Genomic DNA, 26,891 nt, shown 5'->3' with positions numbered 1-26,891 from the left:
CGGCGGATAACCGAGAACTGTTATTCGCCCTACGCCGAGCCCCCATGTAGGGCGCATAACGCGCCAGCGTTATCCGCCGAATGTTCGGGCTGGAAGGTCATGCATCCACCTTGCGCGGACCCGGTACTCGTGGCCGGCGCAGGGCAATGCCGTGGCGCAGGAAGAACTCCTCCACACCCTCGGTGGCATCGGTATAAAGCGTGCGGTCAGGATGATCGGCGAGGAAGCGCGCCATCAGCGCCAGGCCCGTTCCACGCAATTGGAGCCTCGGCAGCACGGCGATCTCTGCCAGCCAGGTGGTCTGCGCCGTCTCGCTTTCCGCGCGCAACAGGCCGACTACCTGTTCACCGTCCAGGGCCAGCAGGAAGTAGCTGGAGTATTCGTAGAGATCGCGCAGTTCCGCAGTAGTGCCAGGAGAGCCCCAGCCCACGGCGCGGTAAAGCGCGGCGATAGCGGCGCACTGGGCGTTGCTCAGCGGCGGGTTCTGCAGGATCGTCAGCGGCGTGTCGTGCATGGCGGCGCTCCTTTCTGGCGTTTCCTTCCTGGTGCAGTTTCAGTCTGCCTCATTCCCGTTCCGCTGGGCTGATCCAGCGCAGTCAGGCTTCGCGTCGTTCGCGCAGCCACTGCGGGATGCGGCGCTCCAGATAATAATCCGGGCGTCCGGGCGAGCCGCCAATGAAGCCTACGTGACCGCCATGGGGCAGCAGCTCCAGTTGCGTCGACGCGGAAAGCTCGTCCAGTTGCGGCACGCTGTTGGCATGGATGAACGGGTCGTCGCTGGACTGGATGACCAGCGTCGGCACCCGGATGCCGCCCAGGTAATAACGGCTGGAGGCGCGCCGGTAGTAATCGTGCACGTCGGCGAAACCGTGCAGCGGTGCGGTCACCCGGTCGTCGAAGTCCCAGAAGGTGCGCATGCCGTCCAGCGGGCCGAGGCGCTCCAGCGCAGCGAGGTTTTCCGCATGGCCGCCGGCGGCGAAGGCCTGGCGCTTGGTCTGCACATAGGCCACCAGCTCGCGCATGAAGTGTGCCTGGTAGACCTTGGAGAAGCCGATGCCGATGCGGTCCGCACACTGGTCGAGGCGGAACGGCACCGACACCGCGACCGCGCCTTTCAGCGGGCAGCTATCCGAGGATTCGCCCAGGTACTTGAGCAGCACATTGCCGCCCAGCGAGTAACCCACTGCATAGAGCGGCGCCATCGGCCGCTTGGCACGAACATGGGCGACAACCGAGGCGAGATCCTCGCTGACGCCGGAGTGATAACCGCGCGGCAACAGGTTCGATTCCCCCGAGCAGCCGCGCCAGTTCAGCGCCACGCTGGCCCAGCCCTGCGCGGCGAGTTGCTGCTGCAGGCCGAGGATGTAATGCGAGGACGACGAGCCGGTTAGCCCATGCAGCGCCAGCACCAGCGGCGCATCCGCCTCGTGCGGGCCGTGCCAGTCGAGGTCGATGAAGTCGCCGTCGTCCAGCCACAGGCGTTCGCGAGTGCGCTGGAGACTGGGCGCCTTGCGCAGGAGCGAGCCATACAGGGTCTGCAGGTGCGGGCCGGGTAGCCACCAGGCGGGTTTGAACGGGGAGGGTATGGTCATCATTGAACAATGGGGGCGGACAAGCTGCGATAGTAACGCCAAGTCAGCCCCGCGATGGATGTCTTGCACTCCCTCGGCGCGGCGAACCCATGAAAAGGAGGGGAGGCATGTGGAAGAAAATCGCGGCGCTGAGCCTGGCGTTCTGGCTGGTGGCTTGTGGCGAGCCGGTGCCTCAGGATCACAAGTCGTATGTCGGGGATTGGCGCTCGGCCCAAATGAGCCTGCTCATCACGGCGGATGGGCGTGTTGCCTACAAGCGCCTTTCGGGTGGCGGCTCGCGCTCCATCGAGGCGCCGATCAAGAGCTATGACGCCGATGGGTTCACCGTGGGTGTCGGGTTCCTCGATACCCATTTCAAAGTGTCGAAGCCGCCTTATCGGGATGGCAGCCAGTGGAAAATGGTGGTGGATGGCGTGGAGCTGACCCGCGTCAGCTCCGTCGACATCGGCAAATCCATCTGACTGGTTCAGTCTTCCCGCTGCCACAGCGCGTAATGCACCGAGCCCGCAGTCTTTTCCCGATGCAGCCGCCAGTTGCCCGGCAGGCCGAGGCTGGAGGGCACGGCTTCGCTTTCGGTGTAGATCCACGCGTCCTTGGCCAGCCAGCCGCGCTCTTCCAGCAGGCGGCAAGCGTTCTGCAGCAGGTCCTGGTGGAAGGGCGGGTCGAGGAAGACCAGGTCGAAGGCTTGCGAAGCCGGGGCATCGAGGTAGCGCAGCGAGTCGGTCATCAACAGTTGGCCGTTGCCGCACTTGAGCGTGTCGAGCGTGCTGCGCAGCGCGGCCACGGCTTCGCCGTTGGTATCCAGCGCAAGGCCTGCGCTGGCGCCACGCGATAGCGCTTCGAGGAACAGCGCACCGCTGCCGGCGAAGGGGTCGAGCACACGGGCGCCGGGGACGTAGGCGGCGAGCCAGTTGAACAGCGTCTCGCGCACCCGGTCCGGCGTCGGGCGCAGGCCCGGGCCGTCGGGGAAGGCGAAGCGCCGGCTGCGCCATTCGCCGCCGATGATGCGCAGCTGGCCCTGGCCGCCGTGGGGCTTCTGTGCGGCGCGCGGGGCGCCGCCGGGTCGTTTGCTCATCAGTGCTCCGGTACGCCGGCGGGTTGCGCGGCGGGTTTGTCGGTGGGCGGCGGCAGCGGTTGCTGCGGCACGGTGGGGCCGGCGGTGACGATGACGAAGGCGTCCGGGTCGAGGTGGCGGCGCATCGCTTCCTTCACCTGTTCCACGCTCAGGCCCTGGACCTGGCTGAGGAAGGTCTCCAGGTAATCCAGCGGCAGGTTGTAGAAGCCGATGGCGCCCAGTTGGCCGACGATGTCGGCGTTGCTCGCGGTGGACAGCGGGAAGCTGCCGGCCAGCTCGCGCTTGGCGTCGTCCAGTTCCTTCTGCGTCGGGCCCTTGTCGAGGTAGTCGCGGACGATGTCCTGCACCAGCTTGAGGGTGCCTTCGCTCATTTCGGCGCGGGTCTGCAGGCCGATGGTGAACGGCCCGCGCGACTGCATGCCGGTGAAGCCGGAGTACACGCCGTAGGTCAGGCCGCGCTTTTCGCGCACCTGGTCCATCAGTCGCGTGCCGAAGCCGCCGCCACCGAGGATCTGGTTGCCCAGGTAGAGCGCGGCGTAGTCCGGATCGTTACGGGTGATGCCCAGCTGCGCCAGCATCAGCTGGGTTTGCTTGGACGGGAACTCTATGTGGGTGACGCCGGCCTTGGGCGTCTGCGGCTCGCCCGGCGCGGGCAGGGCGGGTCCCTTGGGCAGTGACTTGGAGACGCTGCCGGCGATGGCTTCGGCCTGCTCGCGGGTCAGGTCGCCGACCAGCGCAATGACCACGTTGCCGGCGGCGTAGGCCTTCTGATGGAAGGCGCGCAGCTGGGCGACGCTGATCCTGGGCACCGACTTTTCGTTGCCGTCGCTGGAATGGGCGTACGGATGTTCGCCGTAGAGTCGCTTGAACAGTTCCAGGCCTGCCAGCTTGCCGGGGTTCTGCTTCTGGTATTCGAAGCCGGCCATGACCTGGTTCTTGATGCGCGCCAGGGCGTCCTCGGGGAAGGTCGGCTGGCCGATCACCTGGTCGAACAGTGCCAGCGCCGCGTCGCGCTTGGCCGGCTCGCTCAGGCTGCGCAGGCTGGCCACCGCCATGTCGCGGTAGGAGCCGTTGCCGAAGTTGGCACCCAGGTCGTCGAACCCGGCGGCGATCGCGCTGGTGTCCTTGCCGGGCACGCCTTCGTTGAGCATGGCGTTGGTCAGCATGGCCAGGCCGTAGGTGTCGCCGTCCTGGCTGCTGCCGGCGGCGAAAGTCAGGCGCAGGTCGAACATCGGCAGTTCATGGGCTTCGACGAAGAGCACGCGGGCGCCTTCGGCGGTCTGCCATTGCTGGATGTTCAGCTTGCGGTGGCTGGGCGCCTTGCCGGCGGCTTCGGCCAGCGATTGCAGGCCGGTGGGCGCGGCGTTTTCGGCGGCAGCTGGTTGTGCAGGGGCGGGCGCCGGCGCGGCCGCTTCGGGCTCGGCGGCGGGACGGGAAACGAACAGCACCAGTCCGGCGATCAGCGCGATGACGATCAGCCCGACCAGGCCGTAGCGCAGGCCATTGCGTTCACTCATGGCTCGGCTCCTTGTCGGTGGCGACTTCCGGCAGGACCTGGGCGAGGGTCAGGCGGGAGCGGGTGAAGTAGGTGCGGGCGGCTTTCTGGATGTCGTCGGCGGTGACGGCCTGGATGGCTTCCAGGTCCTTGTCCGCCAGTTGCCAGCCGAGGCCGACGCTTTCCAGCTCGCCGATGGTGCTGGCCTGCCCGGCGATGGAGTCACGCTCGTAGACCAGCCCGGCGATGACCTGGGCGCGGACGCGCTCCAGTTCTTCCTTGCTCGGTGGGTTCTGCTTGAGGTCTTCCAGCTGCTTCCACAGCGCGGCTTCGACCTGTTCGAGGGTCTTGCCGGTCTGCACGTTGGGCGTTGCGGAAAGGAAGAACAGACCGTCGCCGCGGGAGAAGGCGTCGTAGGAGGCCGAGGCGCCGGCGACGATTTCCTCGCCGCGCTCCAGGCGCGAAGCCAGGCGGGCGCTGTAGCCGCCGTCGAGGATCGCCGAGATCAGGCGCAGGGCGTTGATCTGCCGGGAGTCGTCACTGCTGCCCAGGGTCGGCACGTTGAAGCCCATGATCAGGCTGGGCAGCTGGGTGCGCACGTGCAGCTTCAGGCGGCGCTCGCCCGGCTCGGCCAGCTCCAGCGGCTTGCGCGCGGCGGGCAGGTCGCGTTTCGGAATCTCGCCGAAGTACTTCTGCGCGAGCGCTTTGACTTCATCGCCGGTCACGTCGCCGACCACCACCAGGGTGGCGTTGTTCGGTGCGTACCAGGCCTGGTACCAGTGGCGCAGGTCGTCGATGGTCATGCGCTGCAGGTCGGCCATCCAGCCGATGGTCGGCGTGCGGTAGCCGCTGGCGGGGTAGGCGGCGGCCTTGAAGCGCTCGAAGGCCAGCGCGCTGGGCTTGTCCTCGGTGCGCAGGCGGCGCTCTTCCTTGATCACCTCGATCTCGCTCTTGAACTGGTCGGCCGGCAGGGCGAGGTGCGCCATGCGGTCGGCTTCCAGCTCCAGCGCTACCGGCAGGCGGTCGCGGGCCAGCACCTGGTAATAAGCGGTGTAGTCGTCGGTGGTGAAGGCGTTCTCTTCCGCGCCGAGGTCGCGCAGCACCAGCGATGCCTGGCCGGGGCCGAGCTTGCGGCTGCCCTTGAACATCATGTGCTCCAGGGCGTGGGAGAGGCCGGTGAGGCCGGGCGTCTCGTAGCTGGAACCGACCTTGTACCAGAGTTGGGAGACCACCACGGGCGCGCGGTGGTCTTCGCGGACGACGACCTTCAGGCCGTTGTCCAGGGTGTATTCGTGGGTGGGCTGTGGTTCGGCAGCAACGGCCATCAGCGGCAGCAACAGGGAACCGAGCAGCAGGCCGGCGTGGCGGCGTGCAAGGGTTTTCATCGTGGACTGAACCTTTCGGGCTGTCCGCGGGGTCTATGCAGGCTGGCGGCCAGCCTCTTAACCCCGGCGGGCGAGGAGATGCTAGGATACCCATCCGTTTTCCGGGCGGCCACGTTCAGGGCTTCGCAAAGCTGTTTCGAGGCTTTTTGCTGCCTGTCTTTCGTGGCGTCCCCTAGAGATTCGATCCCTACATGTTTGGTTCCAACGACGACAAGAAGGCCCCGCCAGCCGGGGAGAAGAAGGGTCTGTTCGGCTGGCTGCGCAAGAAGCCGCAGGCCGCGGAGCAACCTGCCGCCGAAACCGAGCAGCCGGTAGAACAACCGGTTGTCGCCGAGCCTGTTCCTGCCGCCGAACAAGCGCCCGCCGCCCAGGCCGAGCCGCTTGCGCCGAGCGTCGAGCCGACCCCCGAGCCGGTGCTCGACGTGGTGCCGGCCAGCGTTCCGGTGGAGCCACTGGTCCAGCCTGTGCCGCCAGCCGAGTCGCCGGTGGTTGCCGAGGCGCCGCAGCCGGCCGTGCAGCCGGTCGAGCCAGAACCGGCTCCGCAGCTGGTCGAGCCTGCGCCCGCCGCCGCTCCCGCCGAACCGCAGCCGATCGCCGAAGTGCCCCTCGTGGTTGCCCAGCCGGAGCCCGAACCTGCCCCGCAGCCCGAACCCGAGCCGCAAGCGAGGCCTGCCGCTGCCGAAACTTCCAGGCTTGGCTTCTTTGCCCGCCTCAAACAGGGCCTGTCGAAGACCAGCGCCAGCCTCGGCGAAGGCATGGCCAGCCTGTTCCTGGGCAAGAAGGCCATCGACGACGACCTGCTGGACGAAATCGAAACCCGCCTGCTGACCGCCGACGTCGGCGTCGAGGCCACCACTGCCATCGTGCAGAACTTGACCAAGCGCGTCGCGCGCAAGGAGCTGGCCGACAGCGAGGCGCTGTACAAGGCCCTGCAGGAAGAACTGGCCACCCTGCTGCGCCCGGTCGAGAAGCCGCTGACCATCACGGCGGACAAGCAGCCCTACGTGATCCTGGTCGTCGGCGTGAACGGCGTCGGCAAGACCACCACCATCGGCAAGCTGGCGAAGAAGCTGCAACTGGATGGCAAGAAAGTCATGCTGGCCGCCGGCGACACCTTCCGTGCCGCCGCCGTCGAGCAACTGCAGGTCTGGGGCGAACGCAACAACATCGCGGTGATCGCCCAGCACACCGGCGCGGATTCCGCCTCGGTGATCTTCGACGCCGTGCAGGCCGCCAAGGCCCGTGGCGTGGACGTGCTGATCGCCGACACCGCCGGCCGCCTGCACACCAAGGACAACCTGATGGAAGAGCTGAAGAAGGTGCGCCGCGTGATTGGCAAGCTGGACCAGACGGCTCCCCACGAAGTCCTGCTGGTGCTCGATGCCGGCACCGGGCAGAACGCCATCAACCAGGCTAAGCAGTTCAACAACGCCGTTGAGCTGACCGGCCTGGCCCTGACCAAACTGGACGGCACCGCCAAGGGCGGGGTGATCTTCGCCCTGGCCAAGCAGTTCGAGCTGCCGATCCGCTATATCGGCGTCGGCGAAGGGATCGACGATCTTCGAACCTTCGAAGCTGATGCTTTCGTCCGTGCACTCTTCGAGACCCGGGAAATCGCATGATCCGTTTCGAGCAGGTTGGCAAGCGCTACCCCAACGGCCATGTCGGCCTGCACGAGATTTCGTTCCGCGTGCCGCGCGGCGAGATCATGTTCGTCACCGGCCACTCCGGCGCGGGCAAGAGCACCCTGCTGCGCCTGATCCTGGCGATGGAGCGGCCCACCTCGGGCAAGCTGCTGCTCGGCGGGCAGGACGTCTCGCGCATCTCCACCGCGCAGATTCCCTTCCTGCGCCGGCAGATCGGCGTGGTGTTCCAGAACCATCAGCTGCTGGACGACCGCAGCGTATTCGAGAACGTCGCCCTGCCGATGCAGATCCTTGGCCTGCCCAAGGCGGAGATCGCCTACCGCGTCGAATCGGCGCTGGACCGGGTGAATCTGAAGGAGAAGGCCGAGGACCGTCCGTCCGACCTCTCCACCGGCCAGCAGCAGCGCGTCGGCATCGCCCGCGCGGTGGTGCACCGCCCGGCGCTGCTGCTCGCGGATGAGCCGACCGGTAACCTCGACCCGCGCCTGGCCTCGGAAATCATGTCCGTGTTCGAAGACATCAACCGCCTGGGCACCACCGTGCTGATCGCCAGCCACGACCTGGCGCTGATCGCACGCATGCGCCACCGGATGATCACCCTGCAGCGCGGCCGCATCATCGCCGACCGTGAGGAGAACGCCTGATGAGCGCCAATGACCTGCCCCGCGGCGACGAAGAAGGCACCCCGACGCGCAATACGCGCGAGCGCCCAGACGACAACGAGCACCAGGACAACAGCGCCTCGCTTTCGGCCTACGCGGAAAACCACCGCGCCAGCCTGATGGACAGCCTGCATCGCCTGGTCAGCCACCCCTTCGGCAGCTTCTTCACCTGCCTGGTGATGGGCATCACCCTGAGCCTGCCCATGGGCTTGTCGCTGCTGCTGAACAACGTCGAGCGCCTCGGCGGCTCCTGGCAGCGCGCCGCACAGATTTCCCTGTTCCTCGACCTGAAGGCCAGCGAGGCCCAGGGTCAGGACCTGCGCGAGCAGATCGAGAAGATGCCCGACGTGATCGAGGCGCAACTGATCAGCCGTGACGATGCGCTGAAGGAGCTGCAGGAACAGTCCGGCCTTGGCGAGGCGCTCAAGGAGCTGCCGGACAACCCGCTGCCGGCGGTCATCTCGGTGACGCCCAAGCAGATCGACAAGGCCCAGCTGGATGCCTTGCGTCAACGGTTGTCGGAGCTGCCCGGTGTACAACAGGCGCAGCTGGACCTGGTCTGGGTCGAGCGGCTGTCGGCAATCCTCAAGCTGGGTGACCGCTTCGTCTTCGGCCTGACCATCCTGCTGGTGCTGACGCTGTTGCTGGTGATCGGCAACACCATCCGCCTGCACATCGAAAATCGCCGTAACGAAATCGAAGTCATCAAGCTGGTCGGCGGGACGGACGGCTATGTGCGCCGCCCCTTCCTTTATATGGGTGCGCTGTATGGCCTGGGCGCGGGCATCCTGTCCTGGGCCCTGCTGGCCTTCGGGCTGGACTGGCTGAACAGCTCGGTGGTCAACCTGGCCGGGCTGTACGGCAGCGATTTCGGCCTGGCCGGCGTTCCGGTCGACGATGGCCTGTCGCTGACCGTGGGCGCGGTGCTGCTGGGCTGGATCGGCGCCTGGCTGGCCGTGGCGCGCCACCTGCGTGAGCTGGCGCCGCGCTGAAACCCCCTGATTTTGCTGGGGTTAAGCAGGTGTAAAGGAACTTTTACACCCGCTTGCAGTCAGATTTCGCAGTGCTACACTGCGCGAGTTTCGTGAATCGGAGGATTCGCATGACCACTTCTCTGCAACCTGTTTATGCCCTGGCTCCCGGTGCGAACCTGGAAGCCTACGTGCACTCGGTGAACAGCATTCCGCTGCTGACGCCGGAGCAGGAGCGCGAACTGGCCGAACGCCTCTTCTACCAGCAAGATCTGGAAGCGGCACGGCAAATGGTTCTGGCGCACCTGCGCTTTGTTGTGCACATCGCCCGGAGTTATTCCGGGTACGGCCTGGCCCAGGCCGATCTGATCCAGGAAGGCAACGTCGGCCTGATGAAGGCCGTGAAGCGCTTCAACCCGGAAATGGGTGTGCGCCTGGTGTCGTTCGCCGTGCACTGGATCAAGGCGGAAATCCACGAGTTCATCCTGCGCAACTGGCGGATCGTGAAAGTCGCGACCACCAAGGCGCAGCGCAAGCTGTTCTTCAACCTGCGCAGCCAGAAGAAGAAACTGGCCTGGCTGAGCAATGACGAAGTGCACCGCGTCGCGGAAACCCTCGGTGTCGAGGCCCGCGAAGTCCGCGAGATGGAAAGCCGTCTCACCGGACAGGACATGGCCTTCGACCCGGCGGCGGACGCCGACGACGAGAGTGCCTACCAGTCCCCGGCGCATTATCTGGAAGACCATCGCTACGATCCGGCGCGCCAGCTGGAAGAAGCGGACTGGAGCGACAGCTCCACCGCCAGCTTGCACGAGGCGCTGGAAGGCCTGGACGAGCGCAGCCGCGACATTCTCTACCAGCGCTGGCTGGCCGAGGAGAAGGCGACGTTGCACGACCTGGCGGCCAAGTACAACGTGTCCGCCGAGCGTATTCGTCAGTTGGAAAAGAACGCAATGAACAAACTCAAGGGCCGCATCGAAGCCTGACCGGCTTCGATGCGCTCCCGTTGAGATCGAGAACCGCACCCTGGTGCGGTTTTTTTCTGTCCGGTCATTCTCTGTCCAGAGTCTGGAGAGTCCCATGCCGCGCCTGCGTCCCGTCCACGGGATGTTTTTCCTGGTCATCGCCCTGCTGGCTTTCGGCCTGGGCACCTGGGTCGCCCGCACGTCGGCGCCGCCCAAGCCGCCGCAGTGGTTCAATGACTGGAAGGAAAAGGTCTTCGAGCCGCTGGCTGACGATCGCCTGAGCCTGAGCGATCTGCAGGGTCAGCAGCCCGGCGAGCTGTGGCTGACTGCCAGTCAGGACGGCCCGCAACTGCATTACCGTGGCCGCCTGGTGACGGACGAAGGGCCCTGGCATGTCGAGGCGGAGCTGGCGTTGAGCGAGGCCGAGCATGCCAGCCTGGCCAAGGCCACCGGCATGCAGCCGACCAGCAAGGACCAGCCGCTGAGCGCCGAGCTGATGAGCCAGCTGGGCAATAAGCCGGTCTCCGAACTGGCGCTGGCGCCCCAGGAGGACCTGGCAGTCGGGCGCCTGGCGGTGAGCCTGGGCGACCCGCGCCTGCGCCTGCAGGTGGATGGCGGCGAGGCCTGGGTCTACCCGGAGAAGGGCATGACGCTGCTGCATCGCGATGGCACGCTGCAATGGATCCGCGTGGTCCCACGCAACACCCTCAAGGTGTCGGAGGCGCCTTGAACCGTTGAGGCGAGGTTTGTACTGCTGAGAAGCCCTCTCCCTAACCCTGGCTGCGCGCCCCGCTCCGAAGGGAGAGGGGACCGTTCGGCGTTGGTTTCGAGTATTGAGCCTTGATGCTGCAGGAGAAGTACGGGGGCAGGAAATTGCAGAGGGTAGCTCCCTCTCCCTTCAGGGAGAGGGCTGGGGAGAGGGTGCCAGGCGGTGATGTCTCCAACACCGGAATGAGGCCTCTACAGCCGCTGCAAATACTCGCTGCCCAACTGCCACATCTGCTGGCGAATCCACGAGGCGCGCTGGCGCACGTAGGGGCCGGGCTTGCCGGCGCTCCACTTGCGCGGGTTGGGCAGCACGGCGGCCAGCAGGCTGGCCTGCTGTTGCGACAGGCGCTTGGCGTCCACGCCGAAGTGGTGCTGGGCGGCGGCCTGGGCGCCGAACACGCCGGCATCCCATTCCACGCTGTTGAGGTAGACCTCGAGAATCCGCTGCTTGGACCAGAAGGTCTCGATCAGCAGGGTGAACCAGGCCTCGAAGCCCTTGCGCACCCAGCTGCGGCCGGTCCAGAGGAAGACGTTCTTCGCCACCTGCTGGCTGATGGTGCTGCCGCCGCGGACCTTGCCGCCCTGCTCGTTATGCGCCAGCGCCTTCTGGATCGCCGGCAGGTCAAAGCCGTGGTGCTCGGCGAACTTCTGGTCCTCGCCGGCGATCACCGCGAGCTTGAGGCTGTCGGGCAGTTCGTCCCAGGAGCGCCAGCTGCGCTGCAGGTCGATGGGCTTGCCGTTGAACCAGGACTCGACCTTGCGCTCGACCATCACCATGGTCCCTGGCGGCGGCACCCAGCGCAGGACGATGACCAGCGCCACGCTGATGGCGACGAACCAGAGCGCGATCTTTGACAGGCGGCGGAGGGCGTTGCGCATGCGGAGGCTTTGCCTGGGCGGATGAGCGGGCCATTATAGCGATACTCACCTGTCTGGAGCTGTCCCATGCTGCGCACTTTCCTGATGCTCGCCGCGTTCTTCGGTTTCACCGGGGTCGCCCTTGGCGCCTTCGCCGCCCATGGCCTGAAGAACAAGCTCACGCCCGAGTACCTGGCGGTGTTCCAGACCGGCGTGCACTACCAGATGCTGCACGCCCTGGCGCTGTTCGGTGTGGCGTTGCTCACCGCGCACATCGGCGGCACCCTCATCAGCCTCGCCGGCTGGGCGTTCACCGTCGGTATCCTGCTGTTCTCCGGGAGCCTCTACCTGTTGACCCTGGCGGGCCTGAGCGTGGGCATCATTACGCCGATCGGCGGGCTGTTCTTCCTCATCGGCTGGGCGCTGCTGCTGGTGGCGGCTTTCCAGCTGGGTTGACCCGGATGTCAGAAAAGCCCGAGTGCGACGCCCGGATACCTTGGTCATCCGCCGCGATCGGGCTAGAATGCGACCCCCTCCAGCAACGACCGTCCCGCCCATGCGTATTCAGTTGAATGGCGAACCCTTCGAGCTGCCCGCCGGCCAGACCGTCGCCAACCTGCTCGAGCGTCTCGACCTCACCGGCAAGCGTGTCGCGGTCGAGCTCAACCAGGACATCGTGCCGCGCAGCCAGCACGCCGCCACCGCCCTGAGCGAAGGCGACCAGGTGGAAGTGGTGCATGCCATCGGCGGCGGCTAGCGCCCGTCGCTACATCTTTCAGGCCCCGCAAAGCTTTCACATTTCCTGAGGAGTGATCCGATGAGCCAAGCTTCCTCCAACCTGCCGGTCGACAAGCCCTTCACCCTGGCTGGCCGCACCTACAATTCGCGCCTGCTGGTTGGCACCGGCAAGTACAAGGACCTCGAAGAGACCCGCGTGGCCATCGAGGCCTCGGGCGCCGAGATCGTCACCGTAGCGGTGCGCCGTACCAACATCGGGCAGAACCCGGGCGAGCCCAACCTGCTGGACGTGATCCCGCCGGATCGCTACACCATCCTGCCGAACACCGCCGGCTGCTATGACGCCGTCGAGGCCGTGCGCACCTGCCGCCTGGCCCGTGAGCTGCTGGACGGCCACAACCTGGTCAAGCTGGAAGTCCTGGCTGACCAGAAGACCCTTTTCCCCAACGTCGTTGAAACCCTCAAGGCCGCCGAAGTGCTGGTCAAGGACGGCTTCGACGTCATGGTGTACACCAGCGACGACCCGATCATCGCCCGTCAGCTGGCCGAGATCGGCTGCATCGCGGTGATGCCGCTGGCCGGCCTGATCGGCTCGGGCCTGGGCATCTGCAACCCGTACAACCTGCGCATCATCCTCGAAGAAGCCACCGTTCCGGTGCTGGTCGACGCCGGCGTGGGCACTGCGTCGGATGCCACCATCGCCATGGAGCTGGGCTGCGAGGCCGTGCTGATGAACACCGCCATCGCCCACGCGCAGAACCCGGTAATGATGGCCGAGGCCATGAAGCACGCCATCGTCGCCGGCCGCCTGGCCTACCTGGCCGGCCGCATGCCGCGCAAGCTCTACGCGAGCGCGTCGTCGCCGATGACGGGCCTGATCAACTAACGTTTCCACTTCGACACGCGGGCCGGTTTGCCAGAAGCAACCGGCCCGCGTGTGCATTTACCCGCAAGGTCCGAGTCATGAGTGACATTCCCGAAAATCAGCCCGAGAACCAGCCCGACGCCGACAACCGTCCGATGCGCGCCATCAAGAGCTTCGTGATGCGTGCCGGCCGCATGACCGAGGGCCAGCAGCGTGGCCTCGATCAGGGCTGGCCGAAGTTCGGCCTGGAGCTGGCCGACGGTGCGCGGGACTTCGATGAAGTGTTCGGGCGCCAGGCGCCGCGTACCTTCGAGATCGGCTTCGGCATGGGCCACGCCACCCTCGAGATGGCTGCGGCCGCGCCGGAGCAGGATTTCATCGGCGTGGAAGTGCATCGGCCGGGTGTTGGCGCGCTGCTCAACGGCATGCTCACCCAGGACCTGACCAACATCCGCGTCTACAGCTGCGACGCCATCGAAGTGCTGCGCGACTGCGTCGCCGATGCCAGCCTCGATCGCCTGCTGCTGTTCTTCCCGGACCCGTGGCACAAGTCGCGCCACCACAAGCGTCGCATCGTGCAGCCGGCCTGGGCTGAGCTGGTGCGGCAGAAGCTGAAGGTTGGCGGCGTGCTGCACATGGCCACCGACTGGGAACAATACGCCGAGCACATGCTGGAAGTGATGAATGCCGCACCCGGCTATCGCAACCTTTCGGCCGATAATACCTACGTGCCGCGCCCGGAAGAGCGCCCGGTCACCAAGTTCGAACGTCGCGGAGAGCGACTCGGCCATGGCGTCTGGGACCTGAAGTTCGAGCGCGTCGACTGATCTACCGAAAAGGCCTGCTCACCGGGCCTTTTTCACGCAAAGAACACCCTACAGACCGGGACCACCCGGCAGGCCCCAGGGCCATCCTCACCTCCTGAATAAAAAGCGGCATCCGCCGCGGACGAAAATAAGAGTGACGGACAGGAGTCCGTCGCAAAGGAGTCTGCTGTGTTGAAGAAACTTGCTGTACTGCTGATGGCAGGGGCGTGGGCCCTGCCGGCGCAGGCGAAAGTCGATGCCACCGAGGCCGCTCGACTGGGCCGCGACCTGACGCCGATGGGGGCGGAGATGGCTGGCAATGCCAGTGGCACCATCCCCGCCTGGACCGGCGGCATCACCACCGCGCCGGCGGGCTACCAGCCCGGCAGCCATCACCTCGATCCGTACGCTGGCGACGCCGTGCAGTACAAGATCGACAGCAAGAACCTGGCGCAGTACCAGGCGCTGCTCACGCCCGGCACCCAGGCGCTGCTGCAGGAGAACCCGGACTACTACCTGCGCGTCTTCCCCAGCCGCCGCAGCGCTTCCTTGCCCCAGCGCATCTATGACGCCACCCGCTTCAACGCCGAGAACGCCGAGCTGATCGCCGACGGCAACGGCGTCCAGGGCGCTGCCGCCGGCGTGCCGTTCCCGATGCCGAAGACCGGCCTGGAAGCGATCTGGAACCACATCATGCGCTACCGTGGCGAGCAGATTCACATGGTGACCAACCAGGCCGCCGTGCTCGCCAGCGGCAGCTACAACCTGCTCAAGCTCGACCGCTACGTGTACTTCAACTACGGCCGCGAGGGCATGACCCCGCAGGACCTGAACAACACGCTGTTCTATTACAAGTACAACATCGTCGCCCCGGCCAAGCTGGCGGGTTCCGCGCTGGTGGTGCAGGAGACCATCGACCAGGTGCTGTCGATCCGCAAGGCCTGGCGCTTCAACAGCGGCGAGCGCCGCGTGCGCCGCCTGCCGAGCCTGGCCTACGACACCCTGCAGCCGGACACCAACGGCCTGGCCACCGCCGATACCGTGGACGTCTACAACGGCGCGCCTGACCACTACGAGTGGCAGCTGCTGGGCAAGCGCGAGATGCTGGTGCCGTACAACAGCTATGCCGTTCACCAGAAAGGCATTCCCTACGCCGATATCCTGCGTACTAAGACCCTCAACCCCGAGCTGCTGCGCTACGAGCCGCACCGCGTCTGGGTGGTCGAGGCGACCCTGCGCAAGGGTATGGGCCATCCGTTCGCCAAGCGCCGTTTTTACCTGGATGAGGACAGCTGGCAGATCCTCGCCTCGGACATCTACAGCGCCGACGGCAAGCTGATCCGCGCCCAGGAAGTGCACCCGATCAACTACTACGACGTGCCCATGGTGCTCAGCACCCTGGAGGCGCTGTACGACTTCGAAGGCAAGCGCTACTTTGTCGACGGCCTGGACAACAACGAGCCGATGTACGACTTCAAGGTCCCGCTCGGGCCGCGTGACTTCACCCCGCAGGCGTTGCGCCGCGAGGGTAACTGAGTCCAGCAGAGGCCGCCGCGAGGCGGCCTTTGTCTATCTGCGCAAACGGACCTGTAGGAGCGAGCTTGCTCGCGAAGGTGCTCTCCCACAACGCCGACGTTGGGGTGGTTCGCGAGCAAGCTCGCTCCTACAAAAAGCTGCTGCGTTACTCGATCAGCTCGGCACCCAGCACTGTGGTCTCCGGCATGCGCATGGGCGCCGGGCTGATCTGCAGGTACTTGATGCTGGTGCGCGGGATGATCAGCAGGTCGCCGTCCACCTCGATGCTGATGACCGGCGATTCCATCTGCTTGCGGATGCCGCGGGCTACTTCGGCGGGGTCGTCGCTCTGTTGCGGGAAGCGCAGCGCCAGGCGCTGGCCATCGGAGAAGTGCAGGTAGAGATGCTTGATCGGCTTCATGTGTCCTCCGGCAGTGGTGGCCAACCGCCGGAGGCCCGCAGGTCAGCTGCGGTCGGCGATCATGCCAATCACGAAGAACACTAGCAGCAGCACGGGCGCCAGGGTGTAGTTGTTGAAATAACCCAGGCCCTTGGCCAGCCACGGAGTGACGAAGACCATCGCCAAGCCGTAGCCCACAGCGCAGATCAATACGAACAGCAACGTGCGGAAGACGAAGTTCAGGCTACCGATGCGCTGCTGCACCCAGGCATTGATCGCCGGGCCGAACAGCACCAGCACGGTGGCCATGATCGCCAGGGCGATGTCGGACAGGTGGCTGCGGCACCAGCGGGAGACGTTGGCAATCAGGTCGAGCGCGAAGTCCATTGGGGCTCCTTGGGATCGAGTGTCGCGGGGGAGTGTACTTGAGTGCGCCGCCTTGGGTCAGTCGGGCTTGCGCAGCATGAGCCTCAGGGTTGTCAGGGCTATCGCCTTGTCGCGGAACAGCAGCAACTGCTTGATCAGGCGAAGCGGCAAGTGCCGCCGGTAGCTGGCGAAGAGGTCGGTACGATAACGGCTGTAGAAGCGGTACTCCGACTCGTAGATGCTCTCGTAGCGCGACCTGGACACACGGTTGCGCTCGCTGATCGAGAGGTTCTGGCGGATTTCGCTGGCCATCACGAAGAGCTGCCGGCCCTGGTTTCTCGCATGGTGGAATGCCCAGTGGTCCAGATAATCCAGGGGGAACTCTGGATTGAACCCGCCAGACGCCGCCAGCCAGGAAACTCGCCAGCAGGCGCCGGAATTGATCGCCGTGATCGGATCGCTGGTGCTGCCGGAGTGGTTGTAGGCCTGGGCCCTGACCTTGCTGCAGTCCATGGGGGAGACCTGCCGCTGCCCATCGCTGACCCGTGGCACCAGGCAGACGCAGCGGGGATCCAGGTCTTCTGTCGCTCGCGTCAGCTCGGCAAAGTAGTTCGCATCCAGGCGGGTGTCCTGATCCAGCAGCAGAAGCCAGTTGTTGCCGCGTTCGCAGGCCGAGCGCAGCGCGAGGTTATAGGCGGCGGCGAGCCCCGGGTTGCTGGCATCGTGGTGGTAGCGAACTGCAAGGCCCTCACCCAACGACGGTCCTGGCTGGGGGGCCGGGCTGTTGTCGTGGAGGACCAGCTCGACGTCCTGGTTGGCCAGCCACGCCAGGTTGTCCTGCAGGCTGCGAAAACTCTCGGAGTCGGCCAGGGATTGCTTGTAGATCACCAGAACGATGGTTGCCCGCATCTTCGTCATCGGCATCATTCGGGCAGGAAGCGCTGCAGCAGGTCGTTGAGGAACAGTTGACCGCGTTCGGTGGGGGCCAGCCGGTTCGGATCGTCCAGCAATAGGCCGTCCTTGCGCGCCTGCCGGCAGGCTTCCTCGATGGCGGCCAGCGGCAGGCCGGTGCGTTCGGCGAAGGTTGCCGCCGGTACACCTTCGGTCAGGCGCAGGGCGTTCATCATGAACTCGAAGGGCAGGTCGCCCGCTTCCAGGTCGCGTTCGCCGGCCTGGAAGGGCTTCTCCGGATTCAGGTAGTCCTTCGGCAGGCGGGTCTTCCAGGTGCGCAGGATGCGCCCTGCCGGGGTGCTCAGCTTGGCGTGGGCGCCGGCGCCGATGCCGAGGAAATCGCCGAAGGTCCAGTAGTTCAGGTTGTGCCGCGCGCGCTTGCCGTCGCGGGCATAGGCGGAGGTTTCGTACTGCAGGTAGCCCGCCTGGGCGAGCAGCGCCTGGCCGGCTTCCTGGATTTCCCACAACTGGTCGTCTTCGGGCAGCTCCGGCGGCTTGCTCCAGAACACCGTGTTCGGTTCCATGGTCAGCTGGTACCAGGACAGGTGCGTCGGCGCCAGGGCAATGGCCTGCTGCAGGTCGCTCAGTGCGTCGGCGACGCTCTGGTCGGGCAGGCCGTGCATCAAGTCCAGGTTGAAGTTGTCGAAGCCGGCGCGGCGGGCCATCTCGGCCGCCCGTATGGCTTCGTCGCCATCATGGATACGACCCAGCGCCTTGAGCTTTTCGGCCTGGAAGCTCTGGATGCCGATGGACAGCCGATTGATCCCCAGTTGGCGGTAATCGGCGAACTTGGCCTGCTCGAAGGTGCCGGGGTTGGCTTCCAGGGTGATTTCGATATCGCTTTCGAAACCGACCTGCCTTTCCAGCCCTTCAAGGATGCGGCCCAGCGCCTTGGCGGAAAACAGGCTGGGCGTGCCACCGCCGAAGAAGATCGACGTCAGCTTGCGGCCGTGGACGTATCCGCGGTCGGCGGCCAGGTCAGCCAGCAGCGCCTCGACGTAGGCGTCTTCCGGCAGCTCCGGCCCGGCAGCGTGGGAATTGAAGTCGCAATAGGGGCATTTGCGCACGCACCAGGGGATGTGCACGTACGCGGACAGCGGTGGCAGGTGGAAGCCGGAAACCACCGGCCCGGCGTCGAGCCCGTGGCGTCCTGCCTGGCTCATAGACCCAGCCGTTGCTTCAGCAGGGCCATGGCGCGGGCGCGGTGGCTGAGCTGGTTCTTCTGCTCGGGCGGCAGCTCGGCGCTGGAGCAGTTGGCTTCCGGCACCCAGAACAGCGGGTCGTAGCCGAAGCCGTGCTCGCCGCGAGCTGCGCGCAGGATGCTGCCGTGCCAGAGGCCTTCGCAGAGGATCGGCAGCGGGTCGTCGGCATGGCGGACCAGGGCCAGGACGCTGACGAACTGGGCGCCGCGGGCCTCCTCCGGCACGTCCTTCATGGCATCGAGCAGCTTGGCGTTGTTCGCCGCGTCACCCTTGCCGTCGGCGTAGCGGGCGGAATAGATGCCCGGCGCACCGCCGAGGAAGTCCACCGCCAGGCCGGAGTCGTCGGCCAGCGCCGGCAGGCCGGAGATGCGCGCGGCATTGCGGGCCTTGAGGATGGCGTTCTCGACGAAGGACAGGCCGGTCTCTTCCGGCTCCACGTCGCTGAACTCGCCGATGGAGCGCACCTTCACGTGGGCTCCGAGCATGGCCTGGAGTTCCTTGAGCTTGCCGGCGTTGTGACTGGCCAGCACCAGTTGTTCGAGCTTGATCATTCGTCGGGGAAGATTTCCTGCATGAAGTCGAAGCTTTGCGGGGCTTCGCTTCCGGACTGGACCTGGATGGAGAAGGTCAGGGTTTCGCGGCCTTCGATGGGGAACTGCGCCAGGTTGTACACGGCGCCTTCCTCGACCACGCGCTTGAAGGTCAGGGGAATGGTCTGGCCCATCAGGTTCTTGGCGGAGCCGGCGACGGTGGCGTTGGCCGGTTTTCCGCTGGCGTCCAGCGGCACGATGTTGATCACGCCCTGGGCCTTGCTGCGCACTACGCCCACGGCTTGCGCGACGTTGGGCTGGAGGAAGCTGGAATTGAATACGCTGTAGTGCACCTGCAGGTCACCCAGGCGCTTCACCTGTTCGGCGAAGGCGGGGACGGCGAGGACCAGGCAGGCGAAGAAGGTAAGCAGGCGGCGCATGATGTTTCTCCCGGGCTCTATCAGATAGCCGCGATCAGACGGCGATGCGGTGGTCTTGCACGCCAGCGCCGCTGATCCGGTAGATGCCGATCTCACCCAACAGATTAGGCCAGATTCGCGAGGCCCAGCCATGCTGGTGCTCGTGGTCCACCGCCAGACGGTCCAGCACCCTTGCGTGTTGCTCGTGGCAGAGCGCCTCGAAGTCGCGGAAGGTGCAGAAGTGGATGTTCGGCGTGTTGTACCAAGTGTACGGAAGGAAGTCCGACACCGGCATGCGGCCATTGCGCGCGAGGTACCAGCGGCAGCGCCAGTGGCCGAAGTTGGGGAAGGTGATGATGCAGGTCCTGCCCACGCGCAGCATTTCCGCCAGCACCTTGTCCGGGTAGCGCAGGGCCTGCAGCGACTGGGTCATCACGACCACGTCGAAGCTGTTGCTGGCGAAGTTGCCCAGGCCCTTGTCGAGGTCCTGTTCGATGACGTTGACCCCACGTTCGATGCACTTGGCGATCTTGTCGGGGTCGATCTCCAGGCCGTAGCCGCCCACCTGCTTGTGGTCGCGCAGCCAGGCGAGCAGCTCGCCGTCGCCGCAGCCCAGGTCGAGCACGCGGCTGCCGGCGGGGATCCAGTCTTGGATGATTTCCAGGTCGGCGCGCATGGGTGTCCTTTTATACGCTGATGCGGTGCATGTAACCGCTGAAGGCTTGCAGGTAGCGCGGAATCGGCATCAGGAAGGCGTCATGGCCTTGCGGGGCGTCGATTTCCAGGTAGCTGACGTTCTTCTTCGCCGCCAGCAGGGCGTCGACGATCTCCCGCGAACGGGCGGGGGAGAAGCGCCAGTCGGTGGTGAAGGACATCAGGCAGAAGTCCGCTTTCACCCCGGCGAGGGTGCGCGCCAGGTCGTCACCGTGGGCGGCGGCCGGATCGAAGTAGTCCAGCGCCTTGGTCATCAGCAGGTAGGTATTGGCGTCGAAGCGGGTGGAGAACTCCTCGCCCTGGTAGCGCAGGTAGCTTTCCACCTGGAACTCGACGCTGTGCAGGTCGTAGTTGAGCTTCTCCGACTTCATGTCGCGGCCGAACTTGGCGCCCATGGCGTCATCGGAGAGGTAGGTGATATGGCCGACCATCCGCGCCAGGCGCAGGCCGCGCTTGGGAATCACGTCGTGTTCCTGGAAGTGGCCGCCGAAGAACTCAGGGTCGGAGAGGATCGCCTGGCGCGCGACTTCGTTGAAGGCGATGTTCTGCGCCGACAGCTTCGGCGCACTGGCGATGCACAGGCAGTGGCGCACGCGCTCGGGGTAGCTGATGGTCCACTGCAGCGCCTGCATGCCGCCCAGGCTGCCGCCGACAATGGCGGCCCAGCTCTGGATGCCGAGGCGATCGGCCAGGCGTGCCTGGCTGTTGACCCAGTCTTCCACGGTGACGACCGGGAAGTCCGCGCCGTAGGCCTTGCCGGTGGCGGGGTTCGGGCTGGTCGGGCCGGTGGAGCCGTTGCAGCCGCCGAGGTTGTTCAGCGCGACGACGAAGAACTTGCGGGTATCGATGGGCTTGCCCGGACCGATGCAGCTGTCCCACCAGCCCGGCTTGCGCTCATCCTCGCTGTGGTAGCCGGCGGCGTGGTGGTGGCCGGAGAGGGCGTGGCAGATCAGCACGGCGTTGCTGGCCGTGGCGTTCAGCTCGCCGTAGGTTTCGATCACCAGCTGGTATTCGGGCAGGGTCTTGCCGCAGGCCAGGGGCAGCGGTTCGTTGAACTGCAGCGTCTGGGGGGAAACCAGACCGACGGAATCTTCGGGGAAGACTGTTGGCATCGACCCAGCTCATGAATAAAAAAGGACGGCCAGTCTAAAGAGCGCCGCCCCCCGCGGCAAGCGCACTCGGAAGGGGCGGCGCGGGCGTGGCGCGGGTTTCAGGCGCGCTGGGAAGTGGGCAGGTTGACGACCTTGGCCTGGCGTTGCAGCGGTGCCGGGCGGCGCAACTGGCGAAGAATGTCGGTGGCCTCGACCAGTTGCTGCTCCAGCTCCTCGGTATAGCGCCCCAGCAGCAGCGAGCGCTGCCGTGCCTGCTGGGTTTCCTGGGCCAGGGCTTTGAGGCGCAGCATGTGGGTTTCCAGCATCTGCTTGTGCTCGAGGCTGTACTGCATCAGCGGCATCAGGGCGTCGGCGGCCCATTGCTCGGCCTCTTCGCGCAGGCGCTGGTGCAGGCCGATGACTTCCTGGGCGACGGTGGCGAAGAAGCGTCGGGTCAGCAGGCGCTGCTCGGTGAGCAGGGTCTTGAGGTGCAGGCGGAAGCGGTCGGCTTTCTCCTGCAGCTTGGCGAGATCACGCAGGTAGCGCTGGACGCGGAACTGCGGGGCATCCAGGGCGTTGAGCGGGTTTTCTTCGTTGTGCCGCTGGTAGATGGCCGCGACCATGCGGTTGGCCGTCTCCGACTCGTGCATCAGGCCGACCAGGTCGGTTTCCACGGTGCGGAAGAACTGCAGGATGGCCTGGTGGATGCCGACCGTGGTCCAACTGCCGCGCAGCTTCTCGTGGACCTTCTTCAGGTGTTGCTCGAGCCGTTCCGGGCGCACCGCGTCGCGCAGCTGTTCGCCCTGGTGGCGCAGCAGCCGCTGGTTGGTCTTCAGGCTGAGCAGGCGCTTGTGGTGCAGGTTGTGGTCGTCCTTGGTCCGCGCGGTCAACTCGAACAGCAACTGGCCGCTGTCCTGTTGCTGGTCGTTGAGCAGCGCCTGCTGCTCCTTCACCTTGTCCAGGCGCACGCGCAGGCTGTGCTGGCTGTTGTTGACCAGCGCCAGCACCTGGCCGACCACGGCGTCCTCCAGCAGGCGCTCCTTCTGCGCGACGATGCGCTCGCAGAGCAGCTCCTCCAGGGATTCCATCTGGCTGCGCACGAGCAGGTCGCGGTCGCCGCGCACCTTGGCCAGCAGCGCCTGCTTGGCCGACAGCGGCAGCACGTCTTCGCGGGCGATGCCCAGCTGGCGTGCGGTGGTGTCCTGGATGTGGTGGATGGCGTTCTGCACGAAGACTTCGCCGGCCAGGTCGTCCCAGAGCACGTCGATCTTGTTCAGCACCGCGTAGAGGCTGGTGTGGCCGTCCTCGCCGAGCTGGCGCACGTGGTCCCGCCAGATGGCCATGTCGGAGGCGGTCACGCCGGTATCGGCCGCCAGCAGGAAGAGGATCGATTGCGCGCTGGGCAGCATCGACAGGGTCAGTTCCGGCTCGCTGCCCAGGGCGTTCAGGCCGGGCGTGTCGAGGATGCGCAGGCCCTGGCGCAGCAGTGGGTGGTCGAAGTTGACCAGCGCGTGGCGCCACGCCGGCACCAGTACGATGCCGGGCTTGTCCGTGGCTTCGAGCATGTCCGGGTGGAAGCCCAGCTGGATCGCCTGCTCCACCGGCAGCGGCTTGGTCTTGGCGACCTGGGCGAAGGCCTCGGCCATGTTCGCCGGGTCCGAGGTATCCAGCGGGATGTTCACCCAGTGCCGCGGGATGCGCTTGAACTGCGCCACGCTGGCATCGGCGACGCGGGTCTCGATGGGCAGCAGGCGGATGTAGGGGCGTTCCGAGCGCGGGTCGAAGAACAGCTCGGTCGGGCACATGGTGGTGCGGCCGGCCTGGGATGGCAGCATGCGGCGGCCGAATCCGGCGAAGAACAGGCTGTTGATCAGCTCGGTCTTGCCGCGCGAGTACTCGCCGACGAAGGCCAGGGTGATGTGGTCGACGCGCAGCAGGCGCAGGGTGCGTTCGAGACGGTTCTCGATTTCCGGGGTATTCAGCCGGGCGCGCTCCAGCCAGCTGCGATAGCGGGTGATCTCACGGACCAGCTCGCGCTTCCAGGTGACATAGGCATCGATCTGCTGACTGAGACGTTCCATGCTCATCCGGGCGTTCCTTGGGCTGGCGCGTCCTGCGCGGGGAATGGATGGCGTGGATTATGCGACGGAGTGTAGGAATAGCAATTGGCCTACAGCACATTCCTACACGTAAGGTCGGCCAAGGTTACCGAGCGGCTATCCCGAGTTCTGCCGGAAATTTCGTCGGGCGGGGAATACGCACGCGCTTCTTGCGATTCAGTTCGCCGCTTTCCAACTTCACCGTGCTTTTCGGCACGCCGAAGGCCTTGCCGAGGAATGCCAGCAGATGGGCATTGGCCTTGCCTTCCACCGGCGGTGCGGTCAGGCGGATCTTCAGGCGTTCGCCGTGCAGCCCGGCGAACTCGTCGCGGCTCGCCTTGGGTTGCAGGTGGCAGTCGAGGATCAGGTCCTCGCCGTCCCAGAAATAGAAGCTCATTCGTCTTGCGGACTGTCGGAGCTCGCCGCGCGGGCGAGCTCCCTGGTCATTTACATGAAGGGGCTGAGGATCTGCGGCATCCCGGTCATCGCGGCCAGGTTGCCGATCACCAGCATGTCGATCAGCTTCAGCGCGATGAAGGCGAAGATCGGCGAGATATCCAGGCCGCCGAGGTTCGGCAGGAGCTTGCGGAAGGGCGCCAGGAACGGCTCGCAGATCTGGTTTACCAGCTGGGCGCCGGGGTTGTAGCTGCCCGGGGCGACCCAGGAGAGGATCACGCTGATGATCAGGGCAAAGAAGAAGATCTTCAGGAACAACGAGGTCACCGCGATGATCGACCACACCAGCAGCTGCAGGATGTAGCCGCCGACGCCATAACCCATCAGGGTCAGGGTGATGACCATCAGCAGCAGCTGGACCAGGATGGCCAGCACCAGCGAGGCGAAGTCGATACCGCCGAAGCCGGGGATGACGCGGCGCAGCGGGTTCAGCAATGGCTTGGTGGCGCGCACGATGAACTGGCTGAGCGGGTTGTAGAAGTCGGCGCGGACCAGTTGCAGGATGAAGCGCAGCAGGACGATCAGCAGGTACAGGCTGCCCAGCGTCTGGATGACGTAAATGGCAGCGGTGGAAATTCCGGTCATTGAGGGCTCCTCGTCATTGACCCAGTTGTTCGGCCAGCTCGGCGGAGCGGTGGTCGGCGGCGCCTACCGCCTTCTCCACCAGCGCCTCGAAACCGTTGGCCTGGAAAGTGGTGATGGCCGCTTCGGTGGTGCCCTTGGGCGAGGTCACGCGGCGGCGCAGTTCGGCGGGATCGACATCGCTGGTGGTGGCCATCTGCGCGGCGCCCAGGGCGGTCTGGCGGGCCAGCTGGCCGGCGACTTCGCGGGACAGGCCGAGCTTCTCGCCGGCGGCGGTCATGGCTTCCATCAGCAGGAAGAAGTAGGCCGGGCCGCTGCCGGAGACGGCGGTGACCGCGTCAATCTGGCGCTCCTCGTCCAGCCACAGGGCGATGCCCACGGCGCTCAGCAGTTGCTGCGCCTGCTCGCGCTGGGCGGCACTCACGCTCGAATTGGGGTACAGGCCGCTGGCGCCCAGGCCGACCAGGGCCGGGGTGTTGGGCATGCAGCGGACGATGGCGCGCGGCTGGCCGTTCACGGCGCCCAGCCAGCGTTCGAGGCTGGCGCAGGGGATGCCGGCGGCGATGGAGACGATCAGTGCGCTATCGGACAGCGACGGCGCCAGCGCCAGGCAGACGTCCTTCATGACCTGCGGCTTGACCGCCAGGACCACCACGTCGGCGCCGGCCACGGCGCTGGCGTTGTCGCCGACCACGTCGATGCCGTGCTCGGCAGCGATCTTCGCGCGCTGCTCGGCACCCGGGTCGCTGGCGCGGATGCGGCTGGCTTCGACGCCCTTGGCGCGCAGGCCGCCGATGAGACTGGCGGCCATGTTGCCGGCGCCGATGAAGGCAATGCGGGTGCTCATTACGTCTCTTCCTTTATTCAGTGCGAGGCGCCGTAGTCGCGGGCGCCGAACAGGGCGGTACCGATCCGTACCCAGGTGGCGCCTTCGCCGATGGCGGCTTCGAGGTCGTGGCTCATGCCCATGGACAGGGTGTCCAGGCCGAGGTTCAGGGCGTGCATCAGTTCGCGCAGGCGGGCAAATGCAGCGTGCTGCGCGGCAACGTCTTCGGTTGGCTCAGGTATGGCCATCAGACCGCGCAGTTTCAAGTGGGGCAGTTGCGAAATTGCCTGGGCAAGGGCAGGCAGTTCTTCGGGAGAACAGCCGGATTTGCTGTCTTCGCCGCTGACATTCACCTGCAGCAGCACGTTCAGCGGCGGCAGGTTTGCCGGGCGCTGTTCGGAAAGGCGCTGGGCGACCTTCAGGCGGTCCACCGAATGCACCCAGTGGAAGTGCTCGGCGATGGGCCGGGTCTTGTTCGACTGGATAGGGCCGATGAAGTGCCAGGTCAGCGGCAGGTCGGCCAGCTCGACCTGCTTGAGCAGCGCTTCCTGCAGGTAGTTTTCGCCGAAATCGGCCAGGCCTTCGGCATACGCTTCGCGGATGGCGGCGGCGGGTTTGGTCTTGCTCACGGCGAGCAACTGCACCGAGCCAGGCGTGCGATTTTTCGCTTGTTCCGCCTCACGGATTCGTACGCGAACCTTTGCAATATTCTCTGCTATCGTGGACATTACCGTCGCTTTTCCGCCCGGCTGCTGCGAGTTCTGCGGCATTCTACCTGCTTGCTCTTGATTGGGGAGTCCCATGGATATTACCGAGCTGCTCGCCTTCAGCGCCAAGCAGGGCGCTTCGGACCTGCACCTCTCGGCCGGCCTGCCGCCGATGATCCGCGTCGACGGCGATGTTCGCCGCATCAACCTGCCGCCGCTTGAGCACAAGCAGGTTCACGCGCTGATCTACGACATCATGAACGACAAGCAGCGCAAGGATTACGAAGAGTTCCTGGAAACCGACTTTTCCTTCGAAGTGCCGGGCGTGGCGCGCTTCCGGGTCAACGCCTTCAACCAGAACCGCGGCGCCGGCGCCGTGTTCCGGACCATTCCCTCCAAGGTACTCACGATGGAGGACCTGGGAATGGGAGAAGTGTTCAAACGTGTTTCAGACGTGCCGCGCGGCCTGGTGCTGGTCACCGGCCCGACCGGTTCGGGCAAGTCCACCTCGCTGGCGGCGATGCTCGACTACCTGAACAACACCAAGTACAGCCACATCCTCACCGTCGAAGACCCGATCGAATTCGTCCATGAGTCGAAGAAATGCCTGGTCAACCAGCGTGAGGTGCACCGCGACACCCTGGGCTTCAACGAGGCACTGCGCTCGGCCCTGCGTGAGGACCCGGACATCATCCTGGTGGGCGAGATGCGTGACCTGGAGACCATCCGCCTGGCGCTGACCGCCGCGGAAACCGGCCACCTGGTCTTCGGCACCCTGCACACCACCTCCGCGGCCAAGACCATCGACCGTATCGTCGACGTGTTCCCTGCCGAAGAGAAGTCCATGGTCCGCTCCATGCTCTCCGAATCCCTGCAGGCGGTGATCTCCCAGACCCTGCTGAAGAAGATCGGCGGCGGCCGTGTCGCGGCCCACGAGATCATGATCGGCACCCCGGCGATCCGTAACCTGATCCGCGAGGACAAGGTCGCGCAGATGTACTCTGCCATCCAGACCGGCGGCGCGCTCGGCATGCAGACCCTCGACATGTGCCTGAAAGGCTTGGTCGCCAAGGGCCTGGTCACCCGCGATTCGGCGAAAGAAAAAGCCAAGATCCCGGAAAACTTCTAATCCCACCGGGCCGTTCCCGGCCCGGCGCACGGAGCGCGCCACACGCACCCGCTTCGTGATCCGACAGCCCCGTCGTAG

General features: G+C 65.8%; 30 protein-coding genes and 1 pseudogene. 12 read left to right on the top strand and 19 right to left on the bottom strand.

What is annotated here, in order from left to right; genetic code table 11:
* Positions 1 to 97: 97 nt before the first annotated feature.
* Both A6723_RS28180 and A6723_RS28175 read right to left on the bottom strand, forming a co-directional pair.
* Positions 98 to 514, bottom strand: a complete 417-nt coding sequence (locus tag A6723_RS28180; protein ID WP_054907802.1) for a GNAT family N-acetyltransferase — start codon at positions 512 to 514, stop codon at positions 98 to 100.
* Positions 515 to 596: 82 nt separating this feature from the next.
* The gene (locus A6723_RS28175; protein WP_175405595.1) at positions 597 to 1,592 is read right to left on the bottom strand and encodes a hydrolase; all 996 of its coding nucleotides are present in this window, start codon (positions 1,590 to 1,592) and stop codon (positions 597 to 599) included.
* 107 nt (positions 1,593 to 1,699) lie between these two features.
* Between A6723_RS28175 and A6723_RS28170 the strand changes: the two genes are divergently transcribed.
* Positions 1,700 to 2,053 carry a hypothetical protein gene (locus A6723_RS28170; RefSeq protein WP_024767428.1) on the top strand — a complete coding sequence of 118 codons (354 nt, stop codon included), beginning with the start codon at positions 1,700 to 1,702 and terminating at the stop codon, positions 2,051 to 2,053.
* Positions 2,054 to 2,058: 5 nt separating this feature from the next.
* On the opposite strand, the gene rsmD is transcribed toward A6723_RS28170, so the two are convergent.
* The 3 genes from rsmD to A6723_RS28155 are packed head-to-tail and all read right to left on the bottom strand — an operon-like array spanning position 2,059 to position 5,547.
* On the bottom strand, positions 2,059 to 2,667 hold the full coding sequence (gene rsmD / locus A6723_RS28165) for a 16S rRNA (guanine(966)-N(2))-methyltransferase RsmD (protein WP_054907803.1): 609 nt from the start codon (positions 2,665 to 2,667) through the stop codon (positions 2,059 to 2,061).
* Positions 2,667 to 4,184, bottom strand: coding sequence for a pitrilysin family protein (locus A6723_RS28160; protein WP_054907804.1), 1,518 nt, complete (start codon positions 4,182 to 4,184; stop codon positions 2,667 to 2,669). Before A6723_RS28160 ends, rsmD begins: the two co-directional genes overlap by 1 nt.
* Positions 4,177 to 5,547: a pitrilysin family protein gene (locus A6723_RS28155; RefSeq protein ID WP_054907805.1), complete on the bottom strand. Its 1,371-nt coding sequence runs from the start codon at positions 5,545 to 5,547 to the stop codon at positions 4,177 to 4,179. Before A6723_RS28155 ends, A6723_RS28160 begins: the two co-directional genes overlap by 8 nt.
* Positions 5,548 to 5,738: 191 nt before the next feature.
* On the opposite strand from A6723_RS28155, the gene ftsY reads away from it, so the two are divergent.
* The 5 genes from ftsY to A6723_RS28130 all read left to right on the top strand — a co-directional run bounded on the left by ftsY (position 5,739) and on the right by A6723_RS28130 (position 10,521).
* Positions 5,739 to 7,169: a signal recognition particle-docking protein FtsY gene (ftsY, locus tag A6723_RS28150; protein WP_054907806.1), complete on the top strand. Its 1,431-nt coding sequence runs from the start codon at positions 5,739 to 5,741 to the stop codon at positions 7,167 to 7,169.
* Positions 7,166 to 7,837, top strand: a complete 672-nt coding sequence (ftsE, locus tag A6723_RS28145; RefSeq protein WP_054907807.1) for a cell division ATP-binding protein FtsE — start codon at positions 7,166 to 7,168, stop codon at positions 7,835 to 7,837. The genes ftsY and ftsE overlap by 4 nt, the downstream gene beginning before the upstream one ends.
* Positions 7,837 to 8,847, top strand: a complete 1,011-nt coding sequence (gene ftsX, locus A6723_RS28140) for a permease-like cell division protein FtsX (protein WP_054907808.1) — start codon at positions 7,837 to 7,839, stop codon at positions 8,845 to 8,847. Before ftsE ends, ftsX begins: the two co-directional genes overlap by 1 nt.
* A gap of 110 nt (positions 8,848 to 8,957) precedes the next feature.
* Complete coding sequence (gene rpoH, locus A6723_RS28135) at positions 8,958 to 9,812, top strand: RNA polymerase sigma factor RpoH (RefSeq protein ID WP_024766773.1); 855 nt, start codon at positions 8,958 to 8,960, stop codon at positions 9,810 to 9,812.
* A 94-nt stretch (positions 9,813 to 9,906) separates the two neighbouring features.
* The gene (locus A6723_RS28130; protein WP_054907809.1) at positions 9,907 to 10,521 is read left to right on the top strand and encodes a hypothetical protein; all 615 of its coding nucleotides are present in this window, start codon (positions 9,907 to 9,909) and stop codon (positions 10,519 to 10,521) included.
* Between the two features lie 230 nt (positions 10,522 to 10,751).
* On the opposite strand, the pseudogene mtgA reads toward A6723_RS28130, so the two are convergent.
* Positions 10,752 to 11,472, bottom strand: a pseudogene (gene mtgA / locus A6723_RS28125) (monofunctional biosynthetic peptidoglycan transglycosylase).
* Positions 11,473 to 11,504: 32 nt separating this feature from the next.
* On the opposite strand from mtgA, the gene A6723_RS28120 reads away from it, so the two are divergent.
* The 5 genes from A6723_RS28120 (at position 11,505) to A6723_RS28100 (ending at position 15,362) form a co-directional block, all read left to right on the top strand.
* The gene (locus A6723_RS28120; RefSeq protein WP_024766771.1) at positions 11,505 to 11,873 is read left to right on the top strand and encodes a DUF423 domain-containing protein; all 369 of its coding nucleotides are present in this window, start codon (positions 11,505 to 11,507) and stop codon (positions 11,871 to 11,873) included.
* Positions 11,874 to 11,973: 100 nt separating this feature from the next.
* Entirely contained in the window at positions 11,974 to 12,174 is a 201-nt protein-coding gene (gene thiS, locus A6723_RS28115) for a sulfur carrier protein ThiS (protein ID WP_024766770.1), read from the top strand.
* Positions 12,175 to 12,234: 60 nt separating this feature from the next.
* Positions 12,235 to 13,041 carry a thiazole synthase gene (locus A6723_RS28110; RefSeq protein ID WP_037013526.1) on the top strand — a complete coding sequence of 269 codons (807 nt, stop codon included), beginning with the start codon at positions 12,235 to 12,237 and terminating at the stop codon, positions 13,039 to 13,041.
* Positions 13,042 to 13,175: 134 nt separating this feature from the next.
* Positions 13,176 to 13,847, top strand: coding sequence for a tRNA (guanosine(46)-N7)-methyltransferase TrmB (gene trmB / locus A6723_RS28105; protein WP_217284487.1), 672 nt, complete (start codon positions 13,176 to 13,178; stop codon positions 13,845 to 13,847).
* Positions 13,848 to 14,015: 168 nt separating this feature from the next.
* Positions 14,016 to 15,362: a DUF1329 domain-containing protein gene (locus A6723_RS28100; RefSeq protein WP_054907811.1), complete on the top strand. Its 1,347-nt coding sequence runs from the start codon at positions 14,016 to 14,018 to the stop codon at positions 15,360 to 15,362.
* A gap of 145 nt (positions 15,363 to 15,507) precedes the next feature.
* Here A6723_RS28100 and A6723_RS28095 read toward each other — a convergent pair whose 3' ends face one another.
* From A6723_RS28095 to A6723_RS28035, 13 genes are all read right to left on the bottom strand, one after another.
* Entirely contained in the window at positions 15,508 to 15,762 is a 255-nt protein-coding gene (locus A6723_RS28095) for a hypothetical protein (RefSeq protein ID WP_017520105.1), read from the bottom strand.
* Positions 15,763 to 15,804: 42 nt separating this feature from the next.
* On the bottom strand, positions 15,805 to 16,128 hold the full coding sequence (locus tag A6723_RS28090) for a DUF3392 domain-containing protein (protein ID WP_054907812.1): 324 nt from the start codon (positions 16,126 to 16,128) through the stop codon (positions 15,805 to 15,807).
* Between the two features lie 57 nt (positions 16,129 to 16,185).
* A complete protein-coding gene (locus A6723_RS28085) occupies positions 16,186 to 17,025 on the bottom strand; it encodes a glycosyltransferase (protein WP_054907813.1) in 840 nt (279 codons plus the stop codon).
* 5 nt (positions 17,026 to 17,030) lie between these two features.
* Positions 17,031 to 18,221, bottom strand: a complete 1,191-nt coding sequence (hemW, locus tag A6723_RS28080) for a radical SAM family heme chaperone HemW (RefSeq protein ID WP_054907814.1) — start codon at positions 18,219 to 18,221, stop codon at positions 17,031 to 17,033.
* The gene (gene rdgB, locus A6723_RS28075; protein ID WP_054907815.1) at positions 18,218 to 18,811 is read right to left on the bottom strand and encodes an RdgB/HAM1 family non-canonical purine NTP pyrophosphatase; all 594 of its coding nucleotides are present in this window, start codon (positions 18,809 to 18,811) and stop codon (positions 18,218 to 18,220) included. The genes hemW and rdgB overlap by 4 nt, the downstream gene beginning before the upstream one ends.
* Complete coding sequence (locus tag A6723_RS28070) at positions 18,808 to 19,230, bottom strand: DUF4426 domain-containing protein (protein ID WP_054907816.1); 423 nt, start codon at positions 19,228 to 19,230, stop codon at positions 18,808 to 18,810. Before A6723_RS28070 ends, rdgB begins: the two co-directional genes overlap by 4 nt.
* Before the next feature lie 34 nt (positions 19,231 to 19,264).
* On the bottom strand, positions 19,265 to 19,885 hold the full coding sequence (gene metW, locus A6723_RS28065; RefSeq protein WP_024766763.1) for a methionine biosynthesis protein MetW: 621 nt from the start codon (positions 19,883 to 19,885) through the stop codon (positions 19,265 to 19,267).
* A gap of 10 nt (positions 19,886 to 19,895) precedes the next feature.
* Positions 19,896 to 21,035, bottom strand: a complete 1,140-nt coding sequence (locus tag A6723_RS28060) for a homoserine O-acetyltransferase (protein ID WP_054907817.1) — start codon at positions 21,033 to 21,035, stop codon at positions 19,896 to 19,898.
* Between the two features lie 98 nt (positions 21,036 to 21,133).
* Positions 21,134 to 23,101 carry a dynamin-like GTPase family protein gene (locus A6723_RS28055; RefSeq protein ID WP_054907818.1) on the bottom strand — a complete coding sequence of 656 codons (1,968 nt, stop codon included), beginning with the start codon at positions 23,099 to 23,101 and terminating at the stop codon, positions 21,134 to 21,136.
* A gap of 118 nt (positions 23,102 to 23,219) precedes the next feature.
* Positions 23,220 to 23,510 carry a DUF167 domain-containing protein gene (locus A6723_RS28050; RefSeq protein WP_054907819.1) on the bottom strand — a complete coding sequence of 97 codons (291 nt, stop codon included), beginning with the start codon at positions 23,508 to 23,510 and terminating at the stop codon, positions 23,220 to 23,222.
* Positions 23,511 to 23,560: 50 nt separating this feature from the next.
* A complete protein-coding gene (locus A6723_RS28045) occupies positions 23,561 to 24,154 on the bottom strand; it encodes a YggT family protein (RefSeq protein WP_024766761.1) in 594 nt (197 codons plus the stop codon).
* Between the two features lie 13 nt (positions 24,155 to 24,167).
* Complete coding sequence (gene proC / locus A6723_RS28040; protein WP_054907820.1) at positions 24,168 to 24,998, bottom strand: pyrroline-5-carboxylate reductase; 831 nt, start codon at positions 24,996 to 24,998, stop codon at positions 24,168 to 24,170.
* Between the two features lie 17 nt (positions 24,999 to 25,015).
* On the bottom strand, positions 25,016 to 25,705 hold the full coding sequence (locus A6723_RS28035) for a YggS family pyridoxal phosphate-dependent enzyme (protein WP_054907834.1): 690 nt from the start codon (positions 25,703 to 25,705) through the stop codon (positions 25,016 to 25,018).
* A gap of 73 nt (positions 25,706 to 25,778) precedes the next feature.
* Here A6723_RS28035 and pilT point away from each other — a divergent pair, with 73 nt between their 5' ends.
* Positions 25,779 to 26,813 (top strand): type IV pilus twitching motility protein PilT, encoded by a 1,035-nt coding sequence (pilT, locus tag A6723_RS28030; RefSeq protein WP_024766758.1) that lies wholly within the window; start codon positions 25,779 to 25,781, stop codon positions 26,811 to 26,813.
* Positions 26,814 to 26,891: the final 78 nt, after the last annotated feature.

It is taken from the genome of Pseudomonas sp. AU11447, assembly GCF_001672555.2.
Taxonomy (GTDB): Bacteria; Pseudomonadota; Gammaproteobacteria; order Pseudomonadales; family Pseudomonadaceae; genus Pseudomonas; species Pseudomonas nitroreducens.
This window is presented reverse-complemented; position numbering and strand designations above follow the sequence as displayed.